The organism is Bradyrhizobium cedriense (assembly GCF_054602315.1).
The window spans coordinates 155383-177470 of record NZ_JBTSWB010000009.1; the positions used below are offsets into that span (position 1 = coordinate 155383).

17 protein-coding genes are annotated in these 22088 nt (G+C 58.9%); 9 read left to right on the forward strand and 8 right to left on the reverse strand.

Annotated features, from left to right (window positions below):
• The first annotated feature begins 236 nt into the window (after positions 1 to 236).
• Positions 237 to 1484, forward strand: coding sequence for a cystathionine beta-lyase (gene metC, locus ACYCVF_RS31240; protein WP_459606932.1), 1248 nt, complete (start codon positions 237 to 239; stop codon positions 1482 to 1484).
• A gap of 227 nt (positions 1485 to 1711) precedes the next feature.
• Positions 1712 to 3142, forward strand: coding sequence for a C4-dicarboxylate transporter DctA (gene dctA, locus ACYCVF_RS31245; RefSeq protein ID WP_459606934.1), 1431 nt, complete (start codon positions 1712 to 1714; stop codon positions 3140 to 3142).
• A 127-nt stretch (positions 3143 to 3269) separates the two neighbouring features.
• On the opposite strand, the gene ACYCVF_RS31250 is transcribed toward dctA, so the two are convergent.
• From ACYCVF_RS31250 to hisC, 3 genes are all read right to left on the reverse strand, one after another.
• Positions 3270 to 4295, reverse strand: a complete 1026-nt coding sequence (locus tag ACYCVF_RS31250) for an LLM class flavin-dependent oxidoreductase (RefSeq protein ID WP_459606936.1) — start codon at positions 4293 to 4295, stop codon at positions 3270 to 3272.
• Between the two features lie 428 nt (positions 4296 to 4723).
• Positions 4724 to 5746 carry an LLM class flavin-dependent oxidoreductase gene (locus tag ACYCVF_RS31255; RefSeq protein WP_459606938.1) on the reverse strand — a complete coding sequence of 341 codons (1023 nt, stop codon included), beginning with the start codon at positions 5744 to 5746 and terminating at the stop codon, positions 4724 to 4726.
• 311 nt (positions 5747 to 6057) lie between these two features.
• Positions 6058 to 7158 (reverse strand): histidinol-phosphate transaminase, encoded by a 1101-nt coding sequence (gene hisC, locus ACYCVF_RS31260; protein ID WP_459606940.1) that lies wholly within the window; start codon positions 7156 to 7158, stop codon positions 6058 to 6060.
• Between the two features lie 1706 nt (positions 7159 to 8864).
• Between hisC and nifA the strand changes: the two genes are divergently transcribed.
• The 6 genes from nifA (at position 8865) to queE (ending at position 14456) form a co-directional block, all read left to right on the forward strand.
• Complete coding sequence (gene nifA / locus ACYCVF_RS31265) at positions 8865 to 10631, forward strand: nif-specific transcriptional activator NifA (RefSeq protein ID WP_459606942.1); 1767 nt, start codon at positions 8865 to 8867, stop codon at positions 10629 to 10631.
• A 185-nt stretch (positions 10632 to 10816) separates the two neighbouring features.
• A complete protein-coding gene (locus tag ACYCVF_RS31270) occupies positions 10817 to 11659 on the forward strand; it encodes an electron transfer flavoprotein subunit beta/FixA family protein (protein ID WP_459606944.1) in 843 nt (280 codons plus the stop codon).
• Between the two features lie 119 nt (positions 11660 to 11778).
• Positions 11779 to 12027 carry a hypothetical protein gene (locus tag ACYCVF_RS31275; protein ID WP_459606946.1) on the forward strand — a complete coding sequence of 83 codons (249 nt, stop codon included), beginning with the start codon at positions 11779 to 11781 and terminating at the stop codon, positions 12025 to 12027.
• A gap of 653 nt (positions 12028 to 12680) precedes the next feature.
• A complete protein-coding gene (gene folE, locus ACYCVF_RS31280) occupies positions 12681 to 13346 on the forward strand; it encodes a GTP cyclohydrolase I (RefSeq protein ID WP_459606947.1) in 666 nt (221 codons plus the stop codon).
• A 2-nt stretch (positions 13347 to 13348) separates the two neighbouring features.
• On the forward strand, positions 13349 to 13813 hold the full coding sequence (locus ACYCVF_RS31285) for a 6-pyruvoyl trahydropterin synthase family protein (RefSeq protein ID WP_459606949.1): 465 nt from the start codon (positions 13349 to 13351) through the stop codon (positions 13811 to 13813).
• Positions 13800 to 14456 carry a 7-carboxy-7-deazaguanine synthase QueE gene (gene queE / locus ACYCVF_RS31290; protein WP_459606950.1) on the forward strand — a complete coding sequence of 219 codons (657 nt, stop codon included), beginning with the start codon at positions 13800 to 13802 and terminating at the stop codon, positions 14454 to 14456. Before ACYCVF_RS31285 ends, queE begins: the two co-directional genes overlap by 14 nt.
• A gap of 127 nt (positions 14457 to 14583) precedes the next feature.
• Here the strand turns inward: queE and ACYCVF_RS31295 are convergent, their stop codons facing one another.
• The 3 genes from ACYCVF_RS31295 to ACYCVF_RS31305 all read right to left on the reverse strand — a co-directional run bounded on the left by ACYCVF_RS31295 (position 14584) and on the right by ACYCVF_RS31305 (position 16644).
• Positions 14584 to 14907 carry a hypothetical protein gene (locus ACYCVF_RS31295; protein WP_459606952.1) on the reverse strand — a complete coding sequence of 108 codons (324 nt, stop codon included), beginning with the start codon at positions 14905 to 14907 and terminating at the stop codon, positions 14584 to 14586.
• 337 nt (positions 14908 to 15244) lie between these two features.
• The gene (locus tag ACYCVF_RS31300; protein WP_459606954.1) at positions 15245 to 15433 is read right to left on the reverse strand and encodes a hypothetical protein; all 189 of its coding nucleotides are present in this window, start codon (positions 15431 to 15433) and stop codon (positions 15245 to 15247) included.
• A 683-nt stretch (positions 15434 to 16116) separates the two neighbouring features.
• Complete coding sequence (locus ACYCVF_RS31305) at positions 16117 to 16644, reverse strand: transglutaminase-like cysteine peptidase (protein ID WP_459606955.1); 528 nt, start codon at positions 16642 to 16644, stop codon at positions 16117 to 16119.
• Positions 16645 to 19456: 2812 nt separating this feature from the next.
• Here ACYCVF_RS31305 and ACYCVF_RS31310 point away from each other — a divergent pair.
• Positions 19457 to 19876 (forward strand): DUF7694 domain-containing protein, encoded by a 420-nt coding sequence (locus ACYCVF_RS31310; RefSeq protein WP_459606957.1) that lies wholly within the window; start codon positions 19457 to 19459, stop codon positions 19874 to 19876.
• Positions 19877 to 20007: 131 nt separating this feature from the next.
• On the opposite strand, the gene ACYCVF_RS31315 is transcribed toward ACYCVF_RS31310, so the two are convergent.
• Both ACYCVF_RS31315 and ACYCVF_RS31320 read right to left on the reverse strand, forming a co-directional pair.
• Entirely contained in the window at positions 20008 to 20679 is a 672-nt protein-coding gene (locus tag ACYCVF_RS31315; protein WP_459607013.1) for a hypothetical protein, read from the reverse strand.
• 53 nt (positions 20680 to 20732) lie between these two features.
• A complete protein-coding gene (locus ACYCVF_RS31320; RefSeq protein ID WP_459606959.1) occupies positions 20733 to 21482 on the reverse strand; it encodes a P-loop NTPase family protein in 750 nt (249 codons plus the stop codon).
• Between the last annotated feature and the right edge of the window lie 606 nt (positions 21483 to 22088).

Genomic DNA, 22088 nt, shown 5'->3' on the forward strand with positions numbered 1-22088 from the left:
GGCCTGTCGGCGGATCTTACAAGGGAGCGTGCTTTGATACTGCGCCGTCCTGATGTGCGACCAATCTTGATGAGGCGCACGCAACGCAGGTGGTTCTGGTGCGAAGGAGCGAACCTATTTCATTTAGAACAAGGAGGCGACCTACGAAAACGACGCGCATCGATTAGGCCCATCCGAACCGCACCTGGTGCCCTTCCCTCCGGCCAGGCCGAACACAATCTCAAAAGAAGGAAGCAATGAAGTACCTGGAGGACAGCAAGGACCTGGACATCGAGACCCGGCTTTCTCGTCTCGGCCGTGCGCCCGCCGAACATTCCGGGATGGTCAACATGCCCGTCTACCGGGGCTCCACAATTGTTTCGGATACTCTGGAGGAATACGAATCGCGGAAGAAAAGCGATCCGACGGCGAACTACGGCCGCTTTGGCTCGCCTCTGTCCCGCGCACTCGAGCTTGCCGTTTGCGAACTGGAGGGCGGCTATCGCTCGCTCCTGTTTCCGTCGGGGCTCTCTGCCTGCACGCATTCTCTTCTCGGCGTTCTGCGCGCAGGCGACCACGTTCTGATTAGCGACGGCGTCTATACACCTCTCAGGACATTTGCAGACGAGGTTCTCTCAAGACTTCAGATCATGGTCCAGTACTTCTCTCCAACCCAGCCTGCAGAGCTTGCAGCCAAAATCACCCAGAAGACCCGGGCGATCTATCTGGAATCACCTTCGTCCCTCACGTTCGAGGTGCAAAACATTCCTGCGCTTGTTGCCATCGCCCATCGCTCCGATGCGGTCGTGATCATGGATAACACATGGGCAACGCCTCTGTATTTCAAGCCGTTTGTGCACGGCATCGACATCGCGATCCAAGCGGCGACCAAATATATCGTCGGCCATTCAGACGCGCTGCTTGGTATCGCCACTGCCAACGAATCGGCGTGGCCGGCGCTGCGGTCGAGTGCCCACGATTTCGGGGAGATCGCTGGGCCGGATGACATCTATATGGCGCTGCGGGGACTGCGTACCCTGGCCGTCCGCATGAAGCGTCATTGGGACAATGGCCTGAAGCTGGCCCAAAGCCTTCAGTCGCATCCAGCTGTCGACAACATCTTGCACCCGGCGTGTCCGAACGACCCTGGCCATGCGCTTTGGAAGCGAGACTTTTCGGGGGCGAGCGGCCTCTTCGGCCTTGCGCTGAAACCGATGTCGCAGCCGCAGCTTTCGACTTTCTTCAATAAGCTGCGGCTTTCTGGCATCGGTTGGTCCTGGGGCGGATTTGAAAGTCTCGTGATGCACGTCGACCCATTGAATCGCGCGGAACCATCGCTCGCTCTCGCTGGACCGTTGATTCGGGTTCACGCGGGCTTGGAGGACGCGAGCGACCTGATTGCGGATATGTATCAGGCGCTCGATGCTGCTTGGGAGACAAAAGGCAGTCGCCTTGATCCGGACAATGATGATGCGCTTATCGCTGAGCTCTCCAAACGAGCTTAAGCGCAATCAACTCGAAGCCGAACCTTGGCTTGACCAAGACAGAAGTCGGCAGTGAACGAGTAGGAAGGGACCGTCATCGGCGCTTGTTGATGAAGAGCGAGAGACACGCTCGTCATCGAGATGCTCTGGCCCACGATACCTCGGTCAGAGGTTCGCTCGCGGGATGGTGTCGGAGCAGTTCCGATACCCCGGCAAGCGGGACCGCCGCCAAACCTGGGAGGAGCGTTATGACAACCATTACAGCTGCGCCGACCGCGCGGGCGTCTCGGTCATGGTATAAGGTCCTCTACGTCCAGGTGTTGTTGGCAATCCTATTCGGCATCATCGTCGGCTGGGGCTGGCCGTCGCTTGCGACCTCTGACTGGATGAGGGCGCTCGGCGACGGCTTCATCAAGCTGATCAAGATGGTGATCGCGCCGATCATCTTCTGCACCGTGGTTTCCGGCATCGCTCATATCCAGGATGCGAAGAAGGTCGGCAGGGTGGGGATCAAGGCGCTGGTCTATTTCGAGATCGTCTCCACCCTCGCGCTCGTGATTGGTCTCGTCATGGGCAATCTGTTCCAGATTGGTCGCGGCCTTGCCGCCAAGCCCGATGCGGCCGCAGTCGCCAACTATGTCGAGCAGGCAAAGGCGACCAGGTTCGTCGACTTTGTTCTTGGCATCATTCCAGACAGCGTGGTCGGCGCGCTCGCGCGCGGTGACGTTCTGCAGGTGCTGCTGTTTGCGATTCTGCTCGGCTTTTCACTGATGGCGCTTGGAGAGCGCGGCGAGAGGCTGCGCAGCACGATCGACGACGCCGCGCAGGCCGTGTTCGGCGTGATCGCCATCATTATGAAGGCCGCGCCGATCGGAGCGTTCGCCGCCATGGCATTTACAATCGGCAAATTCGGACCCTCGGCGCTGGCCAATCTGATCGGATTGATCGCGCTGTTCTACGCGACCGCCGCGCTATTCGTGATCGTCGTTCTCGGGCTCATCGCGCGGTTCGTCGGCTTCTCCATCTTCAAGTTCATCGCCTATCTCAAAGACGAACTCTTGATCGTGCTCGGCACATCGTCCTCAGAGAGTGCGCTGCCACAGTTGATGGAGAAGCTCGAGCGGCTGGGCTGCTCGAAGCCCGTCGTCGGCCTCGTGGTGCCGACCGGCTATTCCTTCAATCTCGACGGCACCAACATCTATATGACGCTCGCGACATTGTTCATCGCGCGCGCCCTCGGGCTCGATCTCACTTTCGACCAGCAACTCACGATTTTGATCGTGGCGATGCTGACCTCAAAAGGGGCGAGCGGCGTCACTGGAGCTGGCTTCATCACGCTGGCAGCGACCGTGTCCGCGGTCAACCCGGCTCTGGTGCCAGGGATGGCGATCGTGTTCTCGATCGACAAGTTTATGAGCGAGGTGCGTGCACTCACCAATATCATAGGCAATGGCGTTGCTGTTGTGTTCGTGTCCTGGTGGGAAGGCGAGCTCGACCGGATCGCGCTGCATGCGCGCCTTGGCCGCCAGGCCGATCTGCCGGATGTGGAAACGGCGATCGCGCCGGCCGACGCCGTTCCTGCCTCGGAGGACACGCGCAATTCAAAGATTGCGCGCGCAAGAGAAGGAAGTTGGACTGAACGCGCGCGTTGCAGACGCGGACGAACGCATTCGTCATGATGCTGTTCCAACGCGGCCAACGCCTGGTGGAGTAGGCGAAGGTCGAGGTCGTAGCTGGTTCCGGGCATTGACGATACGCGAACGAACATTGAAGGCGAGCTGCTGTTGAAACGGCGTAAATCCTGACTCAGGATTGATCGAGCAACTCGGATTGGATCGTGCTCGCGGTGTAGAGGGAAGCATCTAGCGGCAAATTACCAAATGCGAGCTGACAAAGCAGGTAATTTGCGCCTGCCTCCTCCAGCTGATGAAGCAGAACGTTTCGAACGGAGCTCGGCGTTCCGACGACGCACAATTCGCTCTCGATTGCTGCATGGAATGTCAGCGGAAGGGGTTGTGGCGTCGGGATGTCGTTACGCTCGTAAAGGAATTTGAAGCTCCGCAGCCATTGCTCGTAAGCGGATCTGGCGAGCGAATAAGCGTCCGCCTCAGATCGCCCAATCACGATCATGCGCAGCAATCCAACGAATGGCCCACGATCAGGGGCGCTGGGGCTGCGCTCTCGATGGGTGTGGTAGGCATCGGTAATTTGGCGGACGGCGGCGGCGGGCCCAACGCAGGCGAGGTTTGCGCCATTGCCCGCGGCCCAGATGGCCGTCTCGGGCCGATTGGTAGTCACCCATATCGGGGGAGATGGACGCTGGTGAGTCGTTAATGTCAGAGGAACCTCATTCAACTGGAAATGTCGGCCTTGGTAGGACAGAACTCCACCCTTCATGGCCTTCAGGAGAATGTTGTTGGCTTCATCATACCGGCTTGGCGCCGCATCCTCGCAAATTCCAAAGTAGCCTAACTCGACCGGCAGGGCGCCCCGTCCGAGACCCAGCTCGAGCCTGCCGCCGCTCAATTGATCGAGCATGCAGATCTCTTCAAAAGCGCGGAGCGGATGATAGAGGTTAAGCAGCATCACCAATGGGCCGAGACGGAGGTGCCGCGTACGCTGCGCGACACTCGACAGGAAAAGACTGGGCGAAGGGCCTCTTCCATGGGGCGTGCAATGGTGCTCTGCCACGTGATACGCATAGAATCCAAGGCGGTCGTATGCCTCCGCCAACATGAGCCGATCTTCGTATTGATGGCCAATATCGCGGCCGTCGTCGTCAAGGTGATCGAAAATGCCGCAGGTGAGTTTTGACGAAGGCTGGCGTGTCATTAGAATATATCCTTGCTGAGGGGGAAGGCCTGCTCGTTTTCAGGGCGGGACTTAAGGGCCGTATTTGTTTTGGCCGCATTTCGCGAGCGTCGGTCTGAGCTTTGATAGGTGCCGTGGGGTCGAGCGATGAGGTCGTTGTTCCATTCCGCCTCCGTGACGCTGGTGTAAGCGCTCGATGCGCGGCCAGTTGGTCGTCAGCTGTAATAGGTCAATGCTTGGCTTGAGCCGCTATCATCGCCTTCTCGTTCCATCAGTGGCATAACGAAATGAGTGGGCATCGACGCGCGGTTGGCTGTCCACTTCGCTTTGGGCATTCTGAGATCGCGGCAACTGCAGCTATTGCCAATGCTGATGCGGATGCAGTGGTCAAGGCCGTCATCAGGAAAAACGGCAACGAGTAACGGTGCCTTGGTGGGCCAAATGACGACTTAGGGATGGCCCAGCACCTCGGATTGGATGATTCTTGCGGCGTATAGGGATGCATCTAGTGGTAAATTCCCAAATGCGAGCTGGCAAAGCAGGTAATTTGCGCCTGCCTCCTCCAGCTGATTGAGCAGAAGGCGTCGGACGGGCGTTGGTGTTCCGACGACGCACAATTCGCTCTCGATTGCCGCATCGAATGTCAGCGGAACGGCCGGTGGCGTCGGGATATCATTGAGCTCGTAGAGGAATTTGAAGCTCCGCAGCCATTGCTCGTAGGCGGATCTGGCCAGCGAATAAGCGTCCGTCTCGGATCGCCCGATCACGACCATACGCAGCAATCCAACAAATGGCCCGCGATCAGGGGCGCAGGGACTGCGCTCTCGATGTGTGCGGTAAGCATCGGAAATTTTGCGAACACCGACGGAGGGACCCACGCAGGCGAGATTCGCGCCATTGCCGGCGGCCCAAATTGCCGTGTCGAGCCGATTGGTTGTCACCCATATCGGGGGAGATGGACGCTGATGAGTCGTTAATGTCAGAGGAACCTCGTTCAACTGGAAATGTCGGCCTTGGTACGACAAGGCTCCGCCCGTCATGGCCTTTAAGAAAATGTCATTGGCTTCCTCGTACCGGCTCGGCGCCGCGTCCTCGCAAATCCCGAAACAGCTTAACTCGACTGGAAGGCCCCCCCGTCCGAGACCCAGCTCGAGCCTGCCGCCGCTTAATTGATCAAGCATGCAGATCTCCTCAAAAGCGCGGAGCGGATGATAGAAGTTGAGCAGCATTACAAATGGGCCGAGACGAAGCTGCCGCGTACGCTGCGCGACACTCGACAGGAAAAGACCCGGCGAAGGACCTCTTCCATGGGGCGTACAATGCTCTGCCACGTGATACGCATAGAAGCCGAGGCGATCGTATGCCTCCGCCAAGATAAGGCGATCGTCGTATTGACGACCAGTATCGCGGCCGTCGTCGTCCAGGTGATCGAAAATGCCGCAGGTGAGGTTTGACGAAGGCTGTTGTGTCACTTGCATAGATCCTTGTTGGTGCGGAATGCCTGCTCGTTCCCCAGGAGGGCTTGAGGGCGCATTTATTCTGGTCACATCTCACGACCGTCGGGTCTGAACTTCGATGGGTGCCCGTGCGTCAAGCGCACGAGAGCGTTATCTCGCTTCAGCCCTGCAAAACGCGCAGGGGTAACAACTCGCAGGGGTAACAACTCAATGCGCGGTCACTAGGTCGTCACCTGCATGGGTCTTTGCTTGGCTCGAGCCGCTATCATCGGCTTCCTATTTCATCAGCGTTATGTCGAAGAGAGTGGACATCGACGCGCGGTTGGCTATCCACCTCGCTTCAGGCGTTCTGAAATCGCGGCAACTGCAGCTAAAAACGAATCCATTTGTTCGTTTGTGCCAATGCTGATGCGGATGCAGTGGTCGAGTCCGTCATCTGGAAAAACGGCAACAAGTATTCCTTCCCTCTCCAGTGCGGCGTGCCACCATCTGCCGTCCTGTCCGTTCGGGACACGCCCCAGCAAGAAATTGGTATGAGAGGGCGCGACGCGGAACCCGAACTGGCGCAGAGCGGCCGCAACTCGTTCTCTCTGGTGCCTGATATGTCTATGGTTCTCTTCGTAGGCTGCGCGATGTGAAAGGATGCTGACGCCGACTGCATGCGCTATGACATTCATGTTGAAGACGTTCTGGATGTTCCGCAGTCTTCCAATCAGCTCTGGATGGCCAAGACCAAAGCCGACGCGAATGCCTGCGGCCGCGTAGCTCTTTGAAAGCGTTCTGAGGAGCAGCAGATTGGGGTGGCGGTGGACGAGCCGTAGGCCGTTATCAGGTGCGAAGTCGACATAGGCTTCGTCCAACACGACCAAGCGGTCAGATTGTGCCACGAGGCGTTCGATGTCAGCGATGGGGGCGAACGTCCCAGTCGGATTGTTGGGATTGGCTAACAAGATGAACTTGGCGTCCTTTGCCGGACCGCAGAGCAGCTGATCAATCGGAATCGAATGCGAGTCGCTCCATGAAACTTCGAGAAACTTGGCGCTCTGCAACACAGCTAGCTTACGATTGAACGAAAACCCGGGAGACATCATTGCAACGCTGTCGCCCGGCTCGAGAAAGGCCCTGTAGATCAGGCCGAGAAGCTCCGACGATCCGTTACCGGCGATCACATGTTCCTTTGAGAGGCCGTAGGCATTGGCGGCAGCCTCCCTCAAACCGATATTATCGTCTTCCGGATACAGATACTGACGCTCGAGCGCCGAGATCGCACTTCGCCATACCATTGTTGGTAGTGGAAATGGGTTCTCATTGGTGTTTAGTTTCACGTAACGCGCATCTGCAGCCCGCTGGCCGGACGACTGGGCTTCCAAATCTCTAGCCGGTTGCGCCAGAGAAGAGAGCACACTTTGCAGTTTTTCATCGACCATATGCCTGTCCCTCTTGATACGCAGACGGTAGTCGCCATTAGGAGTGCGCTTGACGGCCCAGCGAGAAATTTTCCTCGCATACCTGGGCGCCTGGCTCGTTGGCGGTGCACGAGCCAAAAGGCGACGATTAAAATGCAGCGCATCGTAAGAACGACCTGGTTGTTGGTTCGCGACGTTGCCATCGCTCTATCCATCTCAGTCGCGACTTCATGCGGCCGCGTCGCGTCGCTAAGCCAGCCCTTGCAGGCCCGGCACGATCGAGCCGCAAGCCTCGATTTGAAAGTCGGCGCGTTGGCAACGTCATGCGATGCTCCCCGGCGAGGCACTGACCGGTGCCGGCTTTTCTCAAGGTCGTGGTGACCTGTTTGCCGAACCTACAATTTGACGCTACGTGCGAATCAAGTCCTGTCGACGTGCTCGGCGCACGAATTCGCGCTAGCTTGTGGCTGGACGCTCGTAGGGCTTGTGTTGGAATTCTACCCTTTTGTCACAAAGCAACTCAGACGAAATCCTGAGTCCGCGCCCCTTCGGGAGACGACATTTGGCTGCGAATTCCCACGTTGTTGATCGCCGGGCCCAGATCGTGTAACGCACTCAAGGGGTGGCGTTAGGGGACTGAGGTGTGCGTTTGTGCCGCGATCTTGGCGCAGAACGTCGGACATTCAGTCGGCCGGAGCCGACGACTGGCGCCCAACGGCCTCAGGCTTTCAAACGCAACATCCCGGAGCTAGGACGCAAGACGCTGGTTTCGGCCAGCGGCCACGCACAATCCCGAGTGTCTCACTGGAGCGCCCTCTCGGGCAGCCGGCTAGCCGACGGCCCTCTGCACACCTCCGTCGCTTCAACGTGAGCGATCCAGGTGCGAGCTTGCGACCAGTGGCAGAATCGAGGTCAATCGCAGCAGATATCGGGAGCTATTATTCGCCACTCTTGGCGTCGATGAATGGCTCGCGGGCGCAATCGCATGGGTCGATCGGCACTGGCGGCATTCCTGCGACGGCGCCGGACGTCACCAAGCGCGCGGTTTGCGAGTTCAGTAATGACTTCGCTCGGCCTATTCCACTTGAATCGGGGACCCGACGTGAACCGCGAGTTCCTGTTCGCCAGCTAAGAGCAATGCCGACATCGATACTGTGATCGCCGGCGTTTGCGCGTTCGCCCGCCTTTGCAAGCAGCGATCAGCCTCCTTGCAAGACGAGGTGACCCGAGTCTCACGAGCGAATCGCACGCATCAACACACCGCGTCAGATTCCGGGCGATGCGATAGCATCCGCGAGCAGGCGTTTTGTCGCATGCGACGATTAAGCATCCCTGCAAAACATCGGCGCTCTTCGCGTGGGACTGCACGAGAAGAGATCGCTTGCATCGCATTCCAATGTTTGCCGGGAAAAAATCCCATTCTGATCGGGAAAAAGATGACCCATGCGCCAAGTTGTTATTCAAAGGTTGCCGACGGCTCGCGGTCGGCTACAGATGGAGTCGAAAAATCGTTGATGCAGGTCCATGGAACTCGTGCAGTGCACTGTGAACGCAGGGCGACCTCATAACAAGGACGTTAGGAGCACGATGCGTTTATAGCAGTGCCATGAAAGAGCGCTATCTCTAGCTGGCGACCTGAATTGCGCACGAGCATCAGGCGCAGCATCAAACTCGCAAAATCCAAACTAGATGGTAGGGAGGATGCTGAAAATAACGGAGACGTCGTCATGTTGAACATCGCTTCCGCACACGAAAGGTCTGACCCAGTGTCGGAGACGAACCAAACTGTTCCCATTGTGACGCTGCACGAAAGTGCCGTCGTCGGGATCTTCGAAATCTCGAAGATACTCACCGCACCCTGCCGGCTCGAGCTCACGTTGGCCAATGTCGTGGATATTCTGCACTCATTTGTTCAGATGCGGCACGGCATCGTCTCGCTTTTCGATCATGATGGCCAGCCAGACGTTACGGTCGGCGTCGGCTGGACCGAAGGCAGCGACGAGCGGTACCGGACGCGCCTGCCACCGAAAGCGATCGATCAGATCGTGGCGACGGACATGCCGCTCGTGGCCGAGGACATCGCCGTCCATTCGGCGTTCACGACGGCCGACCTCGAGGTGCTCGCTGCCACCGACAACGCACGGGTGTCGTTCATCGGCGTTCCCATTCGGATCGACGCGAAAGCAGTCGGCGCGCTGACCATCGACCGTGTTCTGGATGACAGTTCAAGCGTACGGCTCGAATACGACGTGAGACTTCTTGCCATGATCGCCAATCTGGTCGGGCAGACCGTGAAGCTGCATCGGCTCTTTTCGACAGACCGCGAACGACTGATGGCGGAAAAGGATCGATTGCAAAAGCAGTTGGCCGAAATCCAGCAACCCGCGCGCGAGCGCAAGAAGGTCGATGTGGAAGGCATCATTGGCGATAGCCCGGCGCTGCGCGCGCTGCTCGACAAGATCGCGGTGGTTGCCAAATCGAATAGCACGGTTCTGCTGCGCGGCGAATCCGGTACCGGGAAGGAACTGGTGGCCAAGGCTATTCACGCCCTCTCGGCGCGCTCCAAGCGGCCGTTCATCAAGCTCAACTGTGCGGCGCTCCCCGAGACCGTTCTGGAATCTGAATTGTTCGGCCATGAGAAAGGTGCCTTTACCGGCGCCTTCAGTTCCCGCAAGGGGCGCTTTGAGCTGGCTGACAAGGGTACGCTGTTTCTCGACGAGATCGGAGAGATCTCGCCCTCGTTTCAGGCAAAGCTGCTGCGCGTCCTGCAGGAGCAGGAATTTGAGCGTGTCGGCAGCAATCAGACCATGAAAGTCGACGTTCGCGTCATTGCCGCTACGAACAGAAACCTGGAGGAAGCGGTCGCTAATAACGGGTTCCGCGCCGACCTCTATTACCGCGTGAGCGTGGTTCCCTTGCTGCTGCCACCCCTGCGCGAACGGCGCAGCGATATTCCACTGCTCGCCGCCGAGTTTCTCAGGACTTTCAACAGCGAAAACGGCCGCACGTTGACTTTCGATCAAAGTGCGACGGACGTGCTGATGAATTGCGGATTTCCGGGTAACGTCCGTGAACTCGAAAATTGCGTGCAGCGGACAGCGACCCTCGCCCCGGGACCTTCGATCCGAAGAGACGACTTCGCCTGCTGCCACGGCCAGTGCCTTTCGGCGATGCTGTGGAAGGGGGGATCTGAAGACGTGGCGCCGCCCGCGCGCCCAACTTACGCAGAGGTGCCGAAGCCGAAAAGCGCCGGCGTTGAAGCTGGTCGGTCGGCCGCCGGCGCCGTTCCGCCTGTCGGTGACGCGCAGGCTGGGCTGGGTCCAGCCGGCGCCGCGCTCGTAAGTAACGGACAGATGACCGATCCCGAGCGCGTCATCGCGGCCATGGAGCGATCGGGTTGGGTTCAGGCAAAGGCGGCCCGCCTGCTTGGCGTTACTCCCCGCCAGATTGGCTACGCGCTGCGGAAATACGGCATCGAGATCAAGCGTTTCTGATCGGTGGGGTGTCGGTGCGACCGTAGCGCTGTCGCGATGACGACGAATGTCCGAAATGCGTCTGCACGTGTTGGTGCATGTCAGGCCTTCAGAACTCGTTGTTGTCATCGACGCATGCCTTAAACCGCAATTGGTACGCCATTTGCTGTGCTTTCTCCGGATTTCGAAAGTCTCTGGAGAAGCACATGCACAATGTCGTCTGCATCAAGCAGGTCCCTGATTCCGCACAGATCCGCGTGCATCCTGTGACCAACACGATCATGCGCCAGGGCGTACCAACCATCATCAATCCTTATGACCTGTTCGCGCTCGAAGCTGCGCTCGATCTGCGCGACAAGTTTGGTGGTGAGATCACCGTCCTTACAATGGGCCCACCCTCGGCCGAGGACACTCTACGGAAAGCCCTCACCTTTGGCGCCGATCGCGCGGTGCTGCTGACCGACCGTTGCTTCGCGGGTGCGGACACGCTGGCAACCACCTATGCGCTCGCGACCGCCATTCGCAAGATCGGCAAGGATTATGGCCAGCCTGACCTCATATTCACGGGCAAGCAGACGATCGATGGCGACACCGCGCAGGTCGGGCCAGGTATCGCAAGGCGGCTTGCTGTCCAACAGCTAACCTATGTTGCCAAGATCATGACTATCGATCTCACCGCGCGCACAATCGAAGCGGAGCGGCGCTCCGAGGGGGGCACCCAGGTGCTGCGCGCGAGCCTGCCGTCGCTCATCACCATGATGGAGGCGACCAACCAGATTCGGCGTGGCGCAATGGCAGATGCTTTGCGTGCCGCACGAGCTGCAATTGTAAAATGGAACGCCCAGGAGGCTGGCGTCGAGGATATCTCCAAATGCGGTCTCAGGGGCTCGCCTACTGTTGTTAAACGTGTCTTCGCGCCCTCAGCGCGCGCTGAAAAGGCAGCCATCGTGGATGCTCCCGAGCAGCCGGCGCAAGCCTTGATCGACAGCATTTTCAAGCAGAAGCCCAAGCTTGAAAGCGAGCTTGCCGCTCTGGCCCGAGACTCATGACCCGGGGAGAGGTTCGGGCGATCGGCAAGGCCGAGCAGCGGCCGTCGACGAACTTGCGCCGGGGCAGAGTAGGTGGGTGGACAGAGCGTTAAGCCGAAAGTTGCAGGCTCCGAGCGGCGATGATCCTGCGATTCCATTGCGCCGTCGAGCATTTGGACGTGTGGAGTGCAAGCGGAGATGGCTTCTCCTTTGTGATCGCTTACGCGAGCCGCGCAGGCCAAGGCTTTCACGGACGTCCCGGCTATGTGGCGTCATGGCGCCCGCTTCATCGAAGTCGTAGCGCAATCAAGATCGCCGGCTCGCCCTTCCCAACGTTCGCCGATGCCGAGCAGGCCTGCAACTCGATGCTGAAGCATCTGACAGCGTGAGGCTCGGAGCCGATGCGCTGCACTGAACGGGAGCGTCAACGGCATCTGGTGATTGGCCCCACCAGGTCGGTGAGAAGACGGTCCGCTCATTTGCGGCCGAGACGTTCGGTTTCTGGCGTTGCCTCCTGGTTTCCAGATCGAGCCGATTGGCCGCGGGCTCCCGCCCGACCAACGGGGAGCGTCATGTCTCTGGCAGCCGATTGGGTCGCAGAATGAGTGGCGGTATTGTCTTATCAGTCCGCCGGGTCGAAGACGTCCATGTCGGGGGGCGAACGCGACGACGTATCAAATCCGCACGAGCAGCGCAAAGCCCATGGCCTCTTTCGGGCAACCTGGCGCAGCGTCGTATCCGGCATGCTGATTGCTTGAGATGAGAAGACCCATTTCAACAATTTCGGTCCTCGCAGCGGCCAGCCCAGGAGTTCATCTCAGATGTATCGATTTGTGAAAATTGAAAAGCGTGCGCCTGCGCCGCTGGCGAGCGTCCGGTCTTTGAAGTGCTCTCAATCGCAGCTTATGCCCCAAGTGCCATTTCTCCAGGCGGCCATTCCTCAACTCTTTCGGCCGACGGATCAGATGTGGTAGGCGGATCACGCGATCGGACCGCGGATCAGTGCTCAGCGGAAACAGGGCAAAGTGTCAGGCAGGAAGTTTTGATAAGCTCAACGCAGGCAATTCGTAAACGCCTCCTCGAAGCTGGCGTTTCGTTTGCGCCAAACGCCAACATCGCAAAACACCTGCTGCCTGGCGACATTGAGGTGATACAGGCGGAGGTCGAGCGGCACATGCAGGGCGTATTGGATGCCCTGGTCATCGATGGCAGCCGCGACCATAATACGCAGGGGACCGCGAAGCGAATTGCCAAGATGTACGTGCGCGAGGTGTTTGCCGGCCGATTTGAGGCCGCGCCCGAGGTCACGGAGCTTCACAACGACAGCGGTCTGGATGAGGTCTATTCGCTTGGCCCTATCGCAGTGCGTTCGGCGTGCGCCCACCACCTTGTCCCCATCACCGGCCGCATGTGGGTCGGCTTTCTGCCCGGTGACAAACTGATCGGTATCAGCAAGTTTGTACGCCTCGCCAACTGGATCTTGTCGCGACCGCACCTGCAAGAGGAAGCGACCGTCATGCTGGCGGACGAACTCGAGGGCCGTCTCAAGCCGAAGGGATTGGCCGTCGTCCTCAAGGCACAGCACCAGTGCATGGTCTGGCGCGGTGTTCGCGAAACCGGAACCATCATGACGACCAGCATCATGCGCGGAGCCTTCCGCGACCGCAAGTCAATGCGTAGCGAGTTTCTGGCGCAGATCAAGGACTAGGTGTGGCATACCTATCGACGAAGACATACGGCCATGAGGTCGGTCTATCTGCCACGTTCCGCCAATGGCGCGCAAAGTCGCATTGTCGGCTGCTGCACGGCTACTCGCTGTCGTTTCGTTTCGAATTCGAAGCCGACACCCTGGACGACAAGAATTGGGTCGTCGATTTTGGCGGCCTCAAAGAGCTGAGAGCGATCCTCGAAGGCACGTTCGACCACAAGACAGTCGTGGCCGCTGACGATCCCCAGCTTGAATGGTTCCGCGAAGCTGCACGGCGCGGCTTAGCGGACATCGTTGTTCTGCCGGCAGTTGGCTGTGAAAAATTTGCCGAACACGTCTATCGCGTCGGCAGCAGCTGGCTGCTGGAAAATGGACTTGCTCCACGTTGCCGGCTGGTGTCAGTCGAGGTGAGGGAGCACGGCGCGAACAGCGCCATCTATCGGGAGGCGGGCCGTGCTGCCGATTAACGAAATATTTGAAACCATCCAAGGGGAGGCCTGCAAGGCGGGCACACCGTCCGTGTTCGTACGGTTGCAGGCATGCCCGGTCAGGTGTCCGTGGTGCGACACTAAGCACACTTGGTTCGTCGATTCAGAGCGGCGGGTGTCGATAGCCGACATGATGATCAAGACCGGGGACAGCAACACCTGGGCCATGATGTCGCCGGAGGACGTCCTGCTCGCTGTGCAGGCGTTCAGCGCCCGGCATGTCGTGATTACGGGCGGCGAACCCGCGCTGTACGATCTGCGGCCACTGACCACGCTGCTTGTCGGTTCCGGATTCTCGGTGCAGTTGGAGACATCGGGCACCCAAGCCATTCAGGCGAATCCCTACACATGGGTCACCGTTAGTCCGAAAGTTGGCATGCCGGGTCGGCGATCCGTTCTGGGTGAGGCCTTGCTGCGTGCCAATGAGATCAAACACCCGGTGGGCAAGCCTGCCGACATCCAAAACCTGCTGAGCCTGCCTATCGAGTATGCGCTCAAGCCAGAGATATGGCTACAACCATTGAGCCAAAGCCGGAAAGCGACGGTGCTGTGCATCCGAGAAGCAACCGTACGCAACTGGCGCGTCAGCATCCAAATGCAGAAGTATATCGGCGTGCGGTGAAGCCCGCTAAAGCAGCTGTCGCAAAGTCCACGTTTGCTACCGCGGAAATGGTTGTGAATTCGGACGACTTCACCGAAAAGCCGGGCTCTTTCGGCAAACCGAGCAGGAGCCGGGCGACGCAAGCCGCTTATTTGCTCCTCACAGGAGCCTTGAAGTATCCTTCCTTTGCCAGGCGAAGATGTCTGTCCAGTGTCGTGTGCAGCGACGCACGAAGCTCAAGCGGGATCGAGTCGTCTGTGTCGATCAGTTCCCGAATCTTCAAAAACATGCGGTCGATTGAGGTGAGCGTTGTCGTCATCCGCCCCGGTGTCATCGATTCTTCCTTAGCAACAGCCGCCGGCGTCAAGCGAATGGCCAGATATTCTGGCGGCACAATAATCTCGGCGGTGGAAAGCCAAGCCAGCTTTCGCCGCAACCGCAAGCCTACAATCTCACGCAGCGTAAGGTTCAAGCCCTTTCGATGGCCGCGTGGAGCTTATTGCACTCTGAAACAACGAAATGTTGCCTCGTCGCAATAACCGGCATTGAGGAGACAAGCAGCTCCATCGTCATGGCTAACGGTCGAGATCACGTCTGCGGGCACTTCCATACGCCCCGTCAAGATCCGATGGGCCGGGCTTCAGTATTGCGACCGATCATCGAGGCTTGACAGACATCAACCCGTCGCGGACGCCGGTGTGCCGGGTATCGGACATCCTCAGTGTCCCAACCGTTTAGAACCTTAGGTGAGACCCCGATCGTGTCTGATTCCGAGGGGACGGAATGAGGTAGGGTCGAGGGAAATCGCGTCAGGAGCGGCTGAATGCCAGACCGGCATTCTCTAGCGCCCGGAGAATGTTGCTCGCAATGGCCCGCGCGTCGGCCTGCCCCTCACCGACCAAGTCAGCCGCCAGCGTCCGGGCTATCACATCGTGCGCAGTCTCACGTCTGAGCGCCTCGAACTCAGCATATTCGCCGCAGATCTTGCAGGCGATCACCGGCCGACCGCTCCAGGGATCGTGCGTTGCAACTTCGTACCATTTGTCGGCCTCACATTTTGGGCAACGCATAGGTGAACTCTCCTGGTACGGTTCAGCGTGATCGATCCGCTTGATCTGCGTTCCGCTCCAAACCACGCCTCTCGTCTGCGACCCACAACAGCCCGTCGGGGCTGAGAAGCCGATCTCCTCGAAATCAGCCGGGGATACGATGCGGGGGCGCGGTGATAGCGAATCTTTTCCTTCAATTTGGTGGAGGACCACCGACGGCACTGCAAATAGCGGTCCGTGAGCGCGTCCGATCGGCCCTGATGTTCAGTCATTGTGATCACCCATTACTCCCCAGCGCGGCCAAGAGAGGCGTGATGTCCGCCGGCTCTGCTTACGAAGCTCCGCAGATCCCAGACGCGCGACCACGCCAGGCAAATATCCAAGAAACAGGGAGAATGAACCAATTAAAACGGGGCCTTGGGAGAGCGATCTCACCAGCGCGCGATGCTGGTCTGATTGCAGGCGATATCGTCTTAGCTGACGGCGGCCGGTCAGAGCGCGGGACCACAGATCAGTTACGGCGCCGGTCGGAGACCGGCCGGTGGCGCGCTGAACGAGGTCAAAGGGTTTGATCATCTGCAGGGCGGCCGTGGCGCTCGCCGGGAACATTTCCGATCTCCCCCGTGAGGCGCTTACTCGCCGCGCTGCGCGATAGTACGCCAATATCGCGGATCGCCTGGCGACTGAACTCGAACCCAGCGATAGGGAGCGCGCGACCACGATCGGATCTGCGGGGTCAGATTGTCCAGCACGAGGTCGCCGCTCTTAGTCCGTACCACCAGAACCAGATGATGTTGGCCCGAGGCGATCGCGACCTCGGCGAGCAGTAGCGTTCGCGGCGGCCATCCACGCTGTAGAAGCTTGTGGCGCTTGCTGACGGCGTAGTCGTTGCAGTCGCCGCGCTCCGGATCAATGAGCCAGGATTCCACCGGGGAACCGGGTTCACTGGCTTCCGGGATAATGGCGCGGTTCACGGTCTGGTTGGCTTCCTTCAAATCTGCCCACCGCGCCTCGGTCAGGAGGACCGGACCGCCGCGAAAAAGGAGGTGGGCGCGGCATTCATCCTGATAGCGCAGGCAGAACATGGTGTATGCCATGGGAGCGAGCGACGGACGGTCGAGCTTGATGTGCGCAGACGCCGACACTGCGATCGCCGGCATACCCGACGATCTCTGATCGGTAGATCGAGCAGTCGTCATCATTTGGGAGATGATTGTGGCAGCTGCGACTGCAGCCAAGACTAACGTCCAGCGCATGCTGTAGCTGACGGACGACCGATCAGACTCGAGGTCACGAGCACGAAACGACAGATCCACTGCGGCGGAGCTACGAGGCGCATTGACCCGAGAAACGTCCCCATCCAAAGGGTCTGTCGTCTGCAGCACGTCGGTGACGCCGCGGTCTGCCCGTCATGCGCAGGTCCACTCCGTACCGGCAGCCCGCGCGCCGTTCCCCCGAAACCGCAAGACATGTGCAACCCCCTGTGACTGCGCGGGAAGAAATCGAGGGCGAGCAATGGCTCGCCCGCCTGATCCGAAGACCGTACAATCTGACGCCACGTGCGATTCAAGCCCCCATGAAGGTCGTGCGAGCGTGTTCGAACTCACGCGCGGACAATTCGCTGCGCAGAAGTCGTCACCAGATCCTGGGTCCGCAGGGCGGCTCACCCGCCGACGGCTCTTCACTTGCCAGCGCGGAGAGTCCGTTCAGACATCCGCCCACGCCCATAATCCGCACGTTGCCTTCGATGTCTGGAATTCGAAGGAGGTCTCACCGACTCGAATTCGATGGATCTTTTAAGTGGATCTAGCAATGCGACGACAACACGTGCTATCGCCCAGCGGCATCGAACCAGACGTTCGGATAGGATCGCGTAACTGGAGATGAGCACGCGCGTCGCCTCCGCCCATCCTGAGACGCCACGGATCATCGCGGCAGCCTTCAGGCTGGCACGTGTTTTGCTGAAGCGTTCTGAGAGGAAAGGCTCTCCAGTGCCTATGCCTCGCCGGCCCGACGCGCCTTCTTACCCGGCGAGGCGCGTCGGGCTTTTTCGTGCTGCTCAGCCGGGAAACGGACAATGAGCTGTATCAACCAGCATGCGACGTCCCTGGCCGTGTTGAACATCGATGCACGTCGTATCGGGTTCGCAGAATATCGGACGTTGTCGGGCGGGCGAGACATAGACCTTCATGCAGGAGTGCCGACGACACCTCACGGCAACACATTCAATGATCGTCACGAAACCTCTCGGCCACCTTCCTCGGCACATCATTTGCAACAATCATCGTGGGCATGGACGTGGGCTCCCTCAGCGGCACGTCGATGCCCCCAACCTCGCCAGGTTGGGCCCGACGCACCTCCAGCCTGCTCCGAGGGCGTCGGGCTTTTTGAGGCTGAGACACTGCGATCGCTTTCATCCTTGCTATCGACCGCCGACATCGCTCTTGGGACCAGGGCTCGGCACGAACCGAGCAGCGCTGCGACTCAGAATCCATCTTCCAATAGTGGGGCTGAATATCTCAAGACGATAGTCGTCGTCGCGAAGCGAAGATGAACGCGGACAAGCCCGATGCAGGTGAGGCGGCCCAACCCGAAGTCGCAAAAGAGCCTCGTGCGCAACTGGCGTCGGAAGATTTGCGTCATTCTCCTGGTGCTTGGCTAGCCCAAGAGTCGGCACAGGCTTATCGCTGTGGCAAGACTCGCCGCGATGAACGCTTCAGGACTGTCAGCACAGTAAGCGATAAGCATGGCCCATAAGCTTACCGAAAACGCGATGGCCCACTTCACTTGTATCTGTCTTTGGCGCGGGCGGGGCTCGGCGAGCCGGGTCGTCGGCGCATTAGGCGCAGCGCGCACCTGTGGCGGGTTGCAGCCGCCCATCGAAAAGCCCCGGCAAGCCCGTAGATGCTCATCCAGACAAGCGCGGCGAAAATTGCCGCAGGCGACCAAAGTTGTGGCGTGCCCGACTTCAGGGGGAGATCACAACGCGCCGCTCGCAGCGCGTCCTGCGCGTCGATCAGGCGTCGTCTTGATTCACGCCAGTGCATCATCAGCACTCATCTATCCCTTGTGAATTGAGGCGAGCGTCGCATCCGCGCGAAACCGGATGTCGCCATGGCCTGGCGAAACGGCCCGATGCTCCCAAATTGAAGATCGGAACGGCCACCGCCCGGCCGGCCTCATCGACAGCCGATCGGGACGTTAAGCCAGGCCCTGGCCAATCTCCGGATTGGTCGATGCAGGTATCGGTTCGATCGTGATCGCGACGACCGTCGAGTGCATCTCGGGCAATTGCCAAGCCGCGATTCGTCCGCGTGTCGATTTGCGTGGGTTGACCAAATCTCATCGAGAGATCTCGCGTTGATGGGTTGTGCGCAAACGTTCGCTGCCATCTATTCCGCTCAGCAATTGGCATGCCGCAGGAAGCTGTGCTGTAGGCGTTCGTTGACGCAAGAAAGCCTAGTGTTTGGCGTCGCCGCGGCAAATGGTGTCGCGCTTAGGGTCCGGTTTCCGACATCTTCGTCCCGAACCGGACCTGAATGCTAAGTGGTGCGCAGGCGATCTTTTCCGGATGGGTCAACCAAACTCGTGCAAGGCAAGATCGAAGTTGCGCGAATCCCGCGGTTTGGAGTCCACGACATCTTGGATTGACGCGCTCGCAGCACATGATTCGGTACTTGCTCGCGCGTCCCAGCGGGGATATTCGAATCTGCAACTGGCCAAGCTGTTTCGGAATGCGTCACTGAACGCGACTTTCCCGCAGACTGATCATTCGAGGGAGAGTGATGCAGTGACGAATGCGAGCGCGAGCCCGATTGACCCGACGAACTCAACGGCTGCGGCCACATAGATGACGTATTGGGATTGTTTCAGGCTGACTTATGTGCGGTAGCATCTGGCAGAGCCGATGAAGCACTGGCGGAGCATTCGTGTGCGCCGACTTCAGAAGAGTTGAAAAGCCAAGGAGGTCGCGTGAGAGCGCAGATCATAGATAGATTGGAGGCCGGCCGCGTACAGCATGGGCAGTTCGCCAGCGCGCCAGGGTCAGGTCCTTGTGGTCTCTTTTTTGTTCAAGGACCTTGCGGCTGTAAACTGCAGATCGCAGCATTGGTCCGTCCGGGATGGGAGCACGTCTCCGTCTCGACGCCGCGGCGTTGTCCGAACTGGGAAGAGATGTGCTTCGTCAAGGACCTGTTGTGGGATGAAGAGGAATGCGTCATGCAGCTGCACCCGCCATACTCGCAATATGTGAACAACAGCAGGTACTGCCTGCACCTCTGGAAGCCCACTCGTGAGGATATTCCAAGGCCACCGGCATCCTTCATAGGCGTCGTCGGCCTCGGACCGTCCGAGGCCGCATCGCTGTTGGCACAAATGAGAGCACGATCGTGATCGGATGTATGCGTGGCCGGCACCCGGCCCAGTACACTCGGACGCTGGACCTCGTCGGTCCACGTCTCCTGCGGTATTTCAAGATGGAGAGGGCCCATCGACCGCATGGGTCAGCGATTCATCGCTTGGCCTCAAAATGAGCGCGCCGGCATGAGGCTCAATTCGAGGTCTCGGAAGAGGGTGTAATTCCGCCGAATCCATTGGTGCAGCTCCGTGGTTGAATCCTTCTCGTGGCGCAAATACCCCGTAAAGGAAAACGTCAGGCGATCGATATAGGTCTTCAGAAATTGCGGCAGTGCGAAGATGCGCAACACAGGAGCGCGGTCCATTGCTTCGGGCAACTCGCTGCGCAGCACGAACTGATTATGGACGGTGATCAGCGCTGGTGCCCGGATCTGGTGCCGCAACACCTCATAACTCCGTGAGGAGACGCGATCGGCGCCCCCAACAAAGAGGATGATCGGTGCAATCTGGTTGCGTACCGCCTCCCTCATGAACCCAATCTCGATGCACATTTTGAAGAATTCGTCGAATGCGTGGAAACCGAGATCAATCACCTTCGCGACTCCGTCGTCCAGGATGAGCCGGTCCATCAACTGCATCTTGCCCCAAGTGTCGGTCACATTTGCCGTCTCGGTAATTGTGGGCAGGTAATCGACCAGCGACGGCTCCCTCAAGCTGATGTCGAAGGAAAGCACGGATCCGTTCTTGAGTAACAAGAATTCGCTCAAGAGCCGCGCGATCAGAGTCTTGCCGACCTGCAGACTGGGAGAGCAGATGATGTAGACCGGCGTGGGTGGCATCTCCAGCGACATCAAACGACTTCGTATATTCCCCAAGGTGCATACCAAAAGGGCTACGTTTCACTGTTGCGGGGCCTTGATGTGGCGCCAGTCACATCGGTCAAATTGATGCGATCATACTCGGACCAGACGTTGGCCAGCCAATGCCGAACATAGCCCCGCAGCACAAAGGAGTAGTTCGCGATCTCATCGAGCGGTCCCTTGTTTGCGACGAAATTCACGAACGAAACGGAAGCGACCTCGACCTGCTCATAGGCCATCTCGTTGAGTTTCGGAATCGTCAGTTCGGTGGCGCCCTTGATGCGGCGAAAATACGAATCGTAAGTCGACTGATCCCATTGAAAGAACTGGGTATCATTTATGAAATTTTTGACGAGGAAGTATTTCGCGCCGTTCATGAAATTGGACGTTTCGGCGATCTCGTCCAGAGAGGCGATCGAAGGGCCAAGGATATGAAAGACGGCAAAAGTGATCTGACCAGACTTTACTGAATCCAAGAACCCGATGTCCCGCAACGAGTTCAGAGCGACCGATAGCAAACCTGCGCGGACGTCGATCACGGTGACCGACAGCCCGGCGTTCAGGGTGTCGAAGATCCTCATCTGGTCTGCCGTCGTCGTCATATCGACGATTTCAGTGATGTCGGAATGAAAGCGCTTCAGCGTGCCTCGCGGTGACTCCGTGTCAAAGGCGCGGGTCTGCACCTTGTTCACACTGAAATAGTCCAGAAGCGTGCGACATACGGTCGTCTTGCCGACCCCACCTTTGTCCGCGCCCACCACAATCACAACCGGCTTCGCCATCGCATTCCCTTTAACACACGCGCTACGCCAACCGCGACGCGCGATCGACAGGCTTTGCTTTGGACGTGAACATGGCAGAAAGAAGAGGTTGTCGAAGTTTTGCAAATTTATGCGAGCAAGGTCCGACGTGGCCGCACTCTACGTCAGGTTTGCGACCAACTAACAGCTCGGAGAATCCGGACTGCGGCCTTCGTCGCCAATCCGACGTCACGTCAGGTTTGAGCTCGGAACGCCAAGCACAGTCGGCGTCTGTCGCATATCGGCAGTACAGAGCCAACGGTGCGGCGTCACATGCCGCCTGCTCGCTTGCAGGCGAGGGGACCACACAGAGACATCTTGGGCAAAACGAGAGCGGTCGCGAATGCTAGACAAACTGGATCGGCGGCAGGGCCAGCTTCGGCCGAAGGAGCGCATTGCGCGCCGTGCCTCGGTCGAATCAAGAGAGCGATCTTTCGACTGAAGTGTTGCCTTGATGGACGTGTCGACGGCTTTGCAGTTGAACGGCATTGCGCAGCCAAGTGTGCAGCATGAGCGTCGACATAAGCCACCACGGGGTTGTGCCATGAGCGCACATCATGCTAGGGCCGTCGCGAGGCCGGTGCCGCC

Bases quoted from the DNA above. Each gene is read 5' to 3' on its own strand.
- metC (WP_459606932.1), top strand. From the start codon at position 237: ATGAAGTACCTGGAGGACAGCAAGGACCTGGACATCGAGACCCGGCTT.
- dctA (WP_459606934.1), top strand. From the start codon at position 1,712: ATGACAACCATTACAGCTGCGCCGACCGCGCGGGCGTCTCGGTCATGG.
- ACYCVF_RS31250 (WP_459606936.1), bottom strand. From the start codon at position 4,295: ATGACACGCCAGCCTTCGTCAAAACTCACCTGCGGCATTTTCGATCAC.
- hisC (WP_459606940.1), bottom strand. From the start codon at position 7,158: ATGGTCGATGAAAAACTGCAAAGTGTGCTCTCTTCTCTGGCGCAACCG.
- nifA (WP_459606942.1), top strand. From the start codon at position 8,865: ATGTTGAACATCGCTTCCGCACACGAAAGGTCTGACCCAGTGTCGGAG.
- ACYCVF_RS31270 (WP_459606944.1), top strand. From the start codon at position 10,817: ATGCACAATGTCGTCTGCATCAAGCAGGTCCCTGATTCCGCACAGATC.
- ACYCVF_RS31275 (WP_459606946.1), top strand. From the start codon at position 11,779: ATGATCCTGCGATTCCATTGCGCCGTCGAGCATTTGGACGTGTGGAGT.
- ACYCVF_RS31305 (WP_459606955.1), bottom strand. From the start codon at position 16,644: ATGCCGGCGATCGCAGTGTCGGCGTCTGCGCACATCAAGCTCGACCGT.
- ACYCVF_RS31315 (WP_459607013.1), bottom strand. From the start codon at position 20,679: ATGCCACCCACGCCGGTCTACATCATCTGCTCTCCCAGTCTGCAGGTC.
- ACYCVF_RS31320 (WP_459606959.1), bottom strand. From the start codon at position 21,482: ATGGCGAAGCCGGTTGTGATTGTGGTGGGCGCGGACAAAGGTGGGGTC.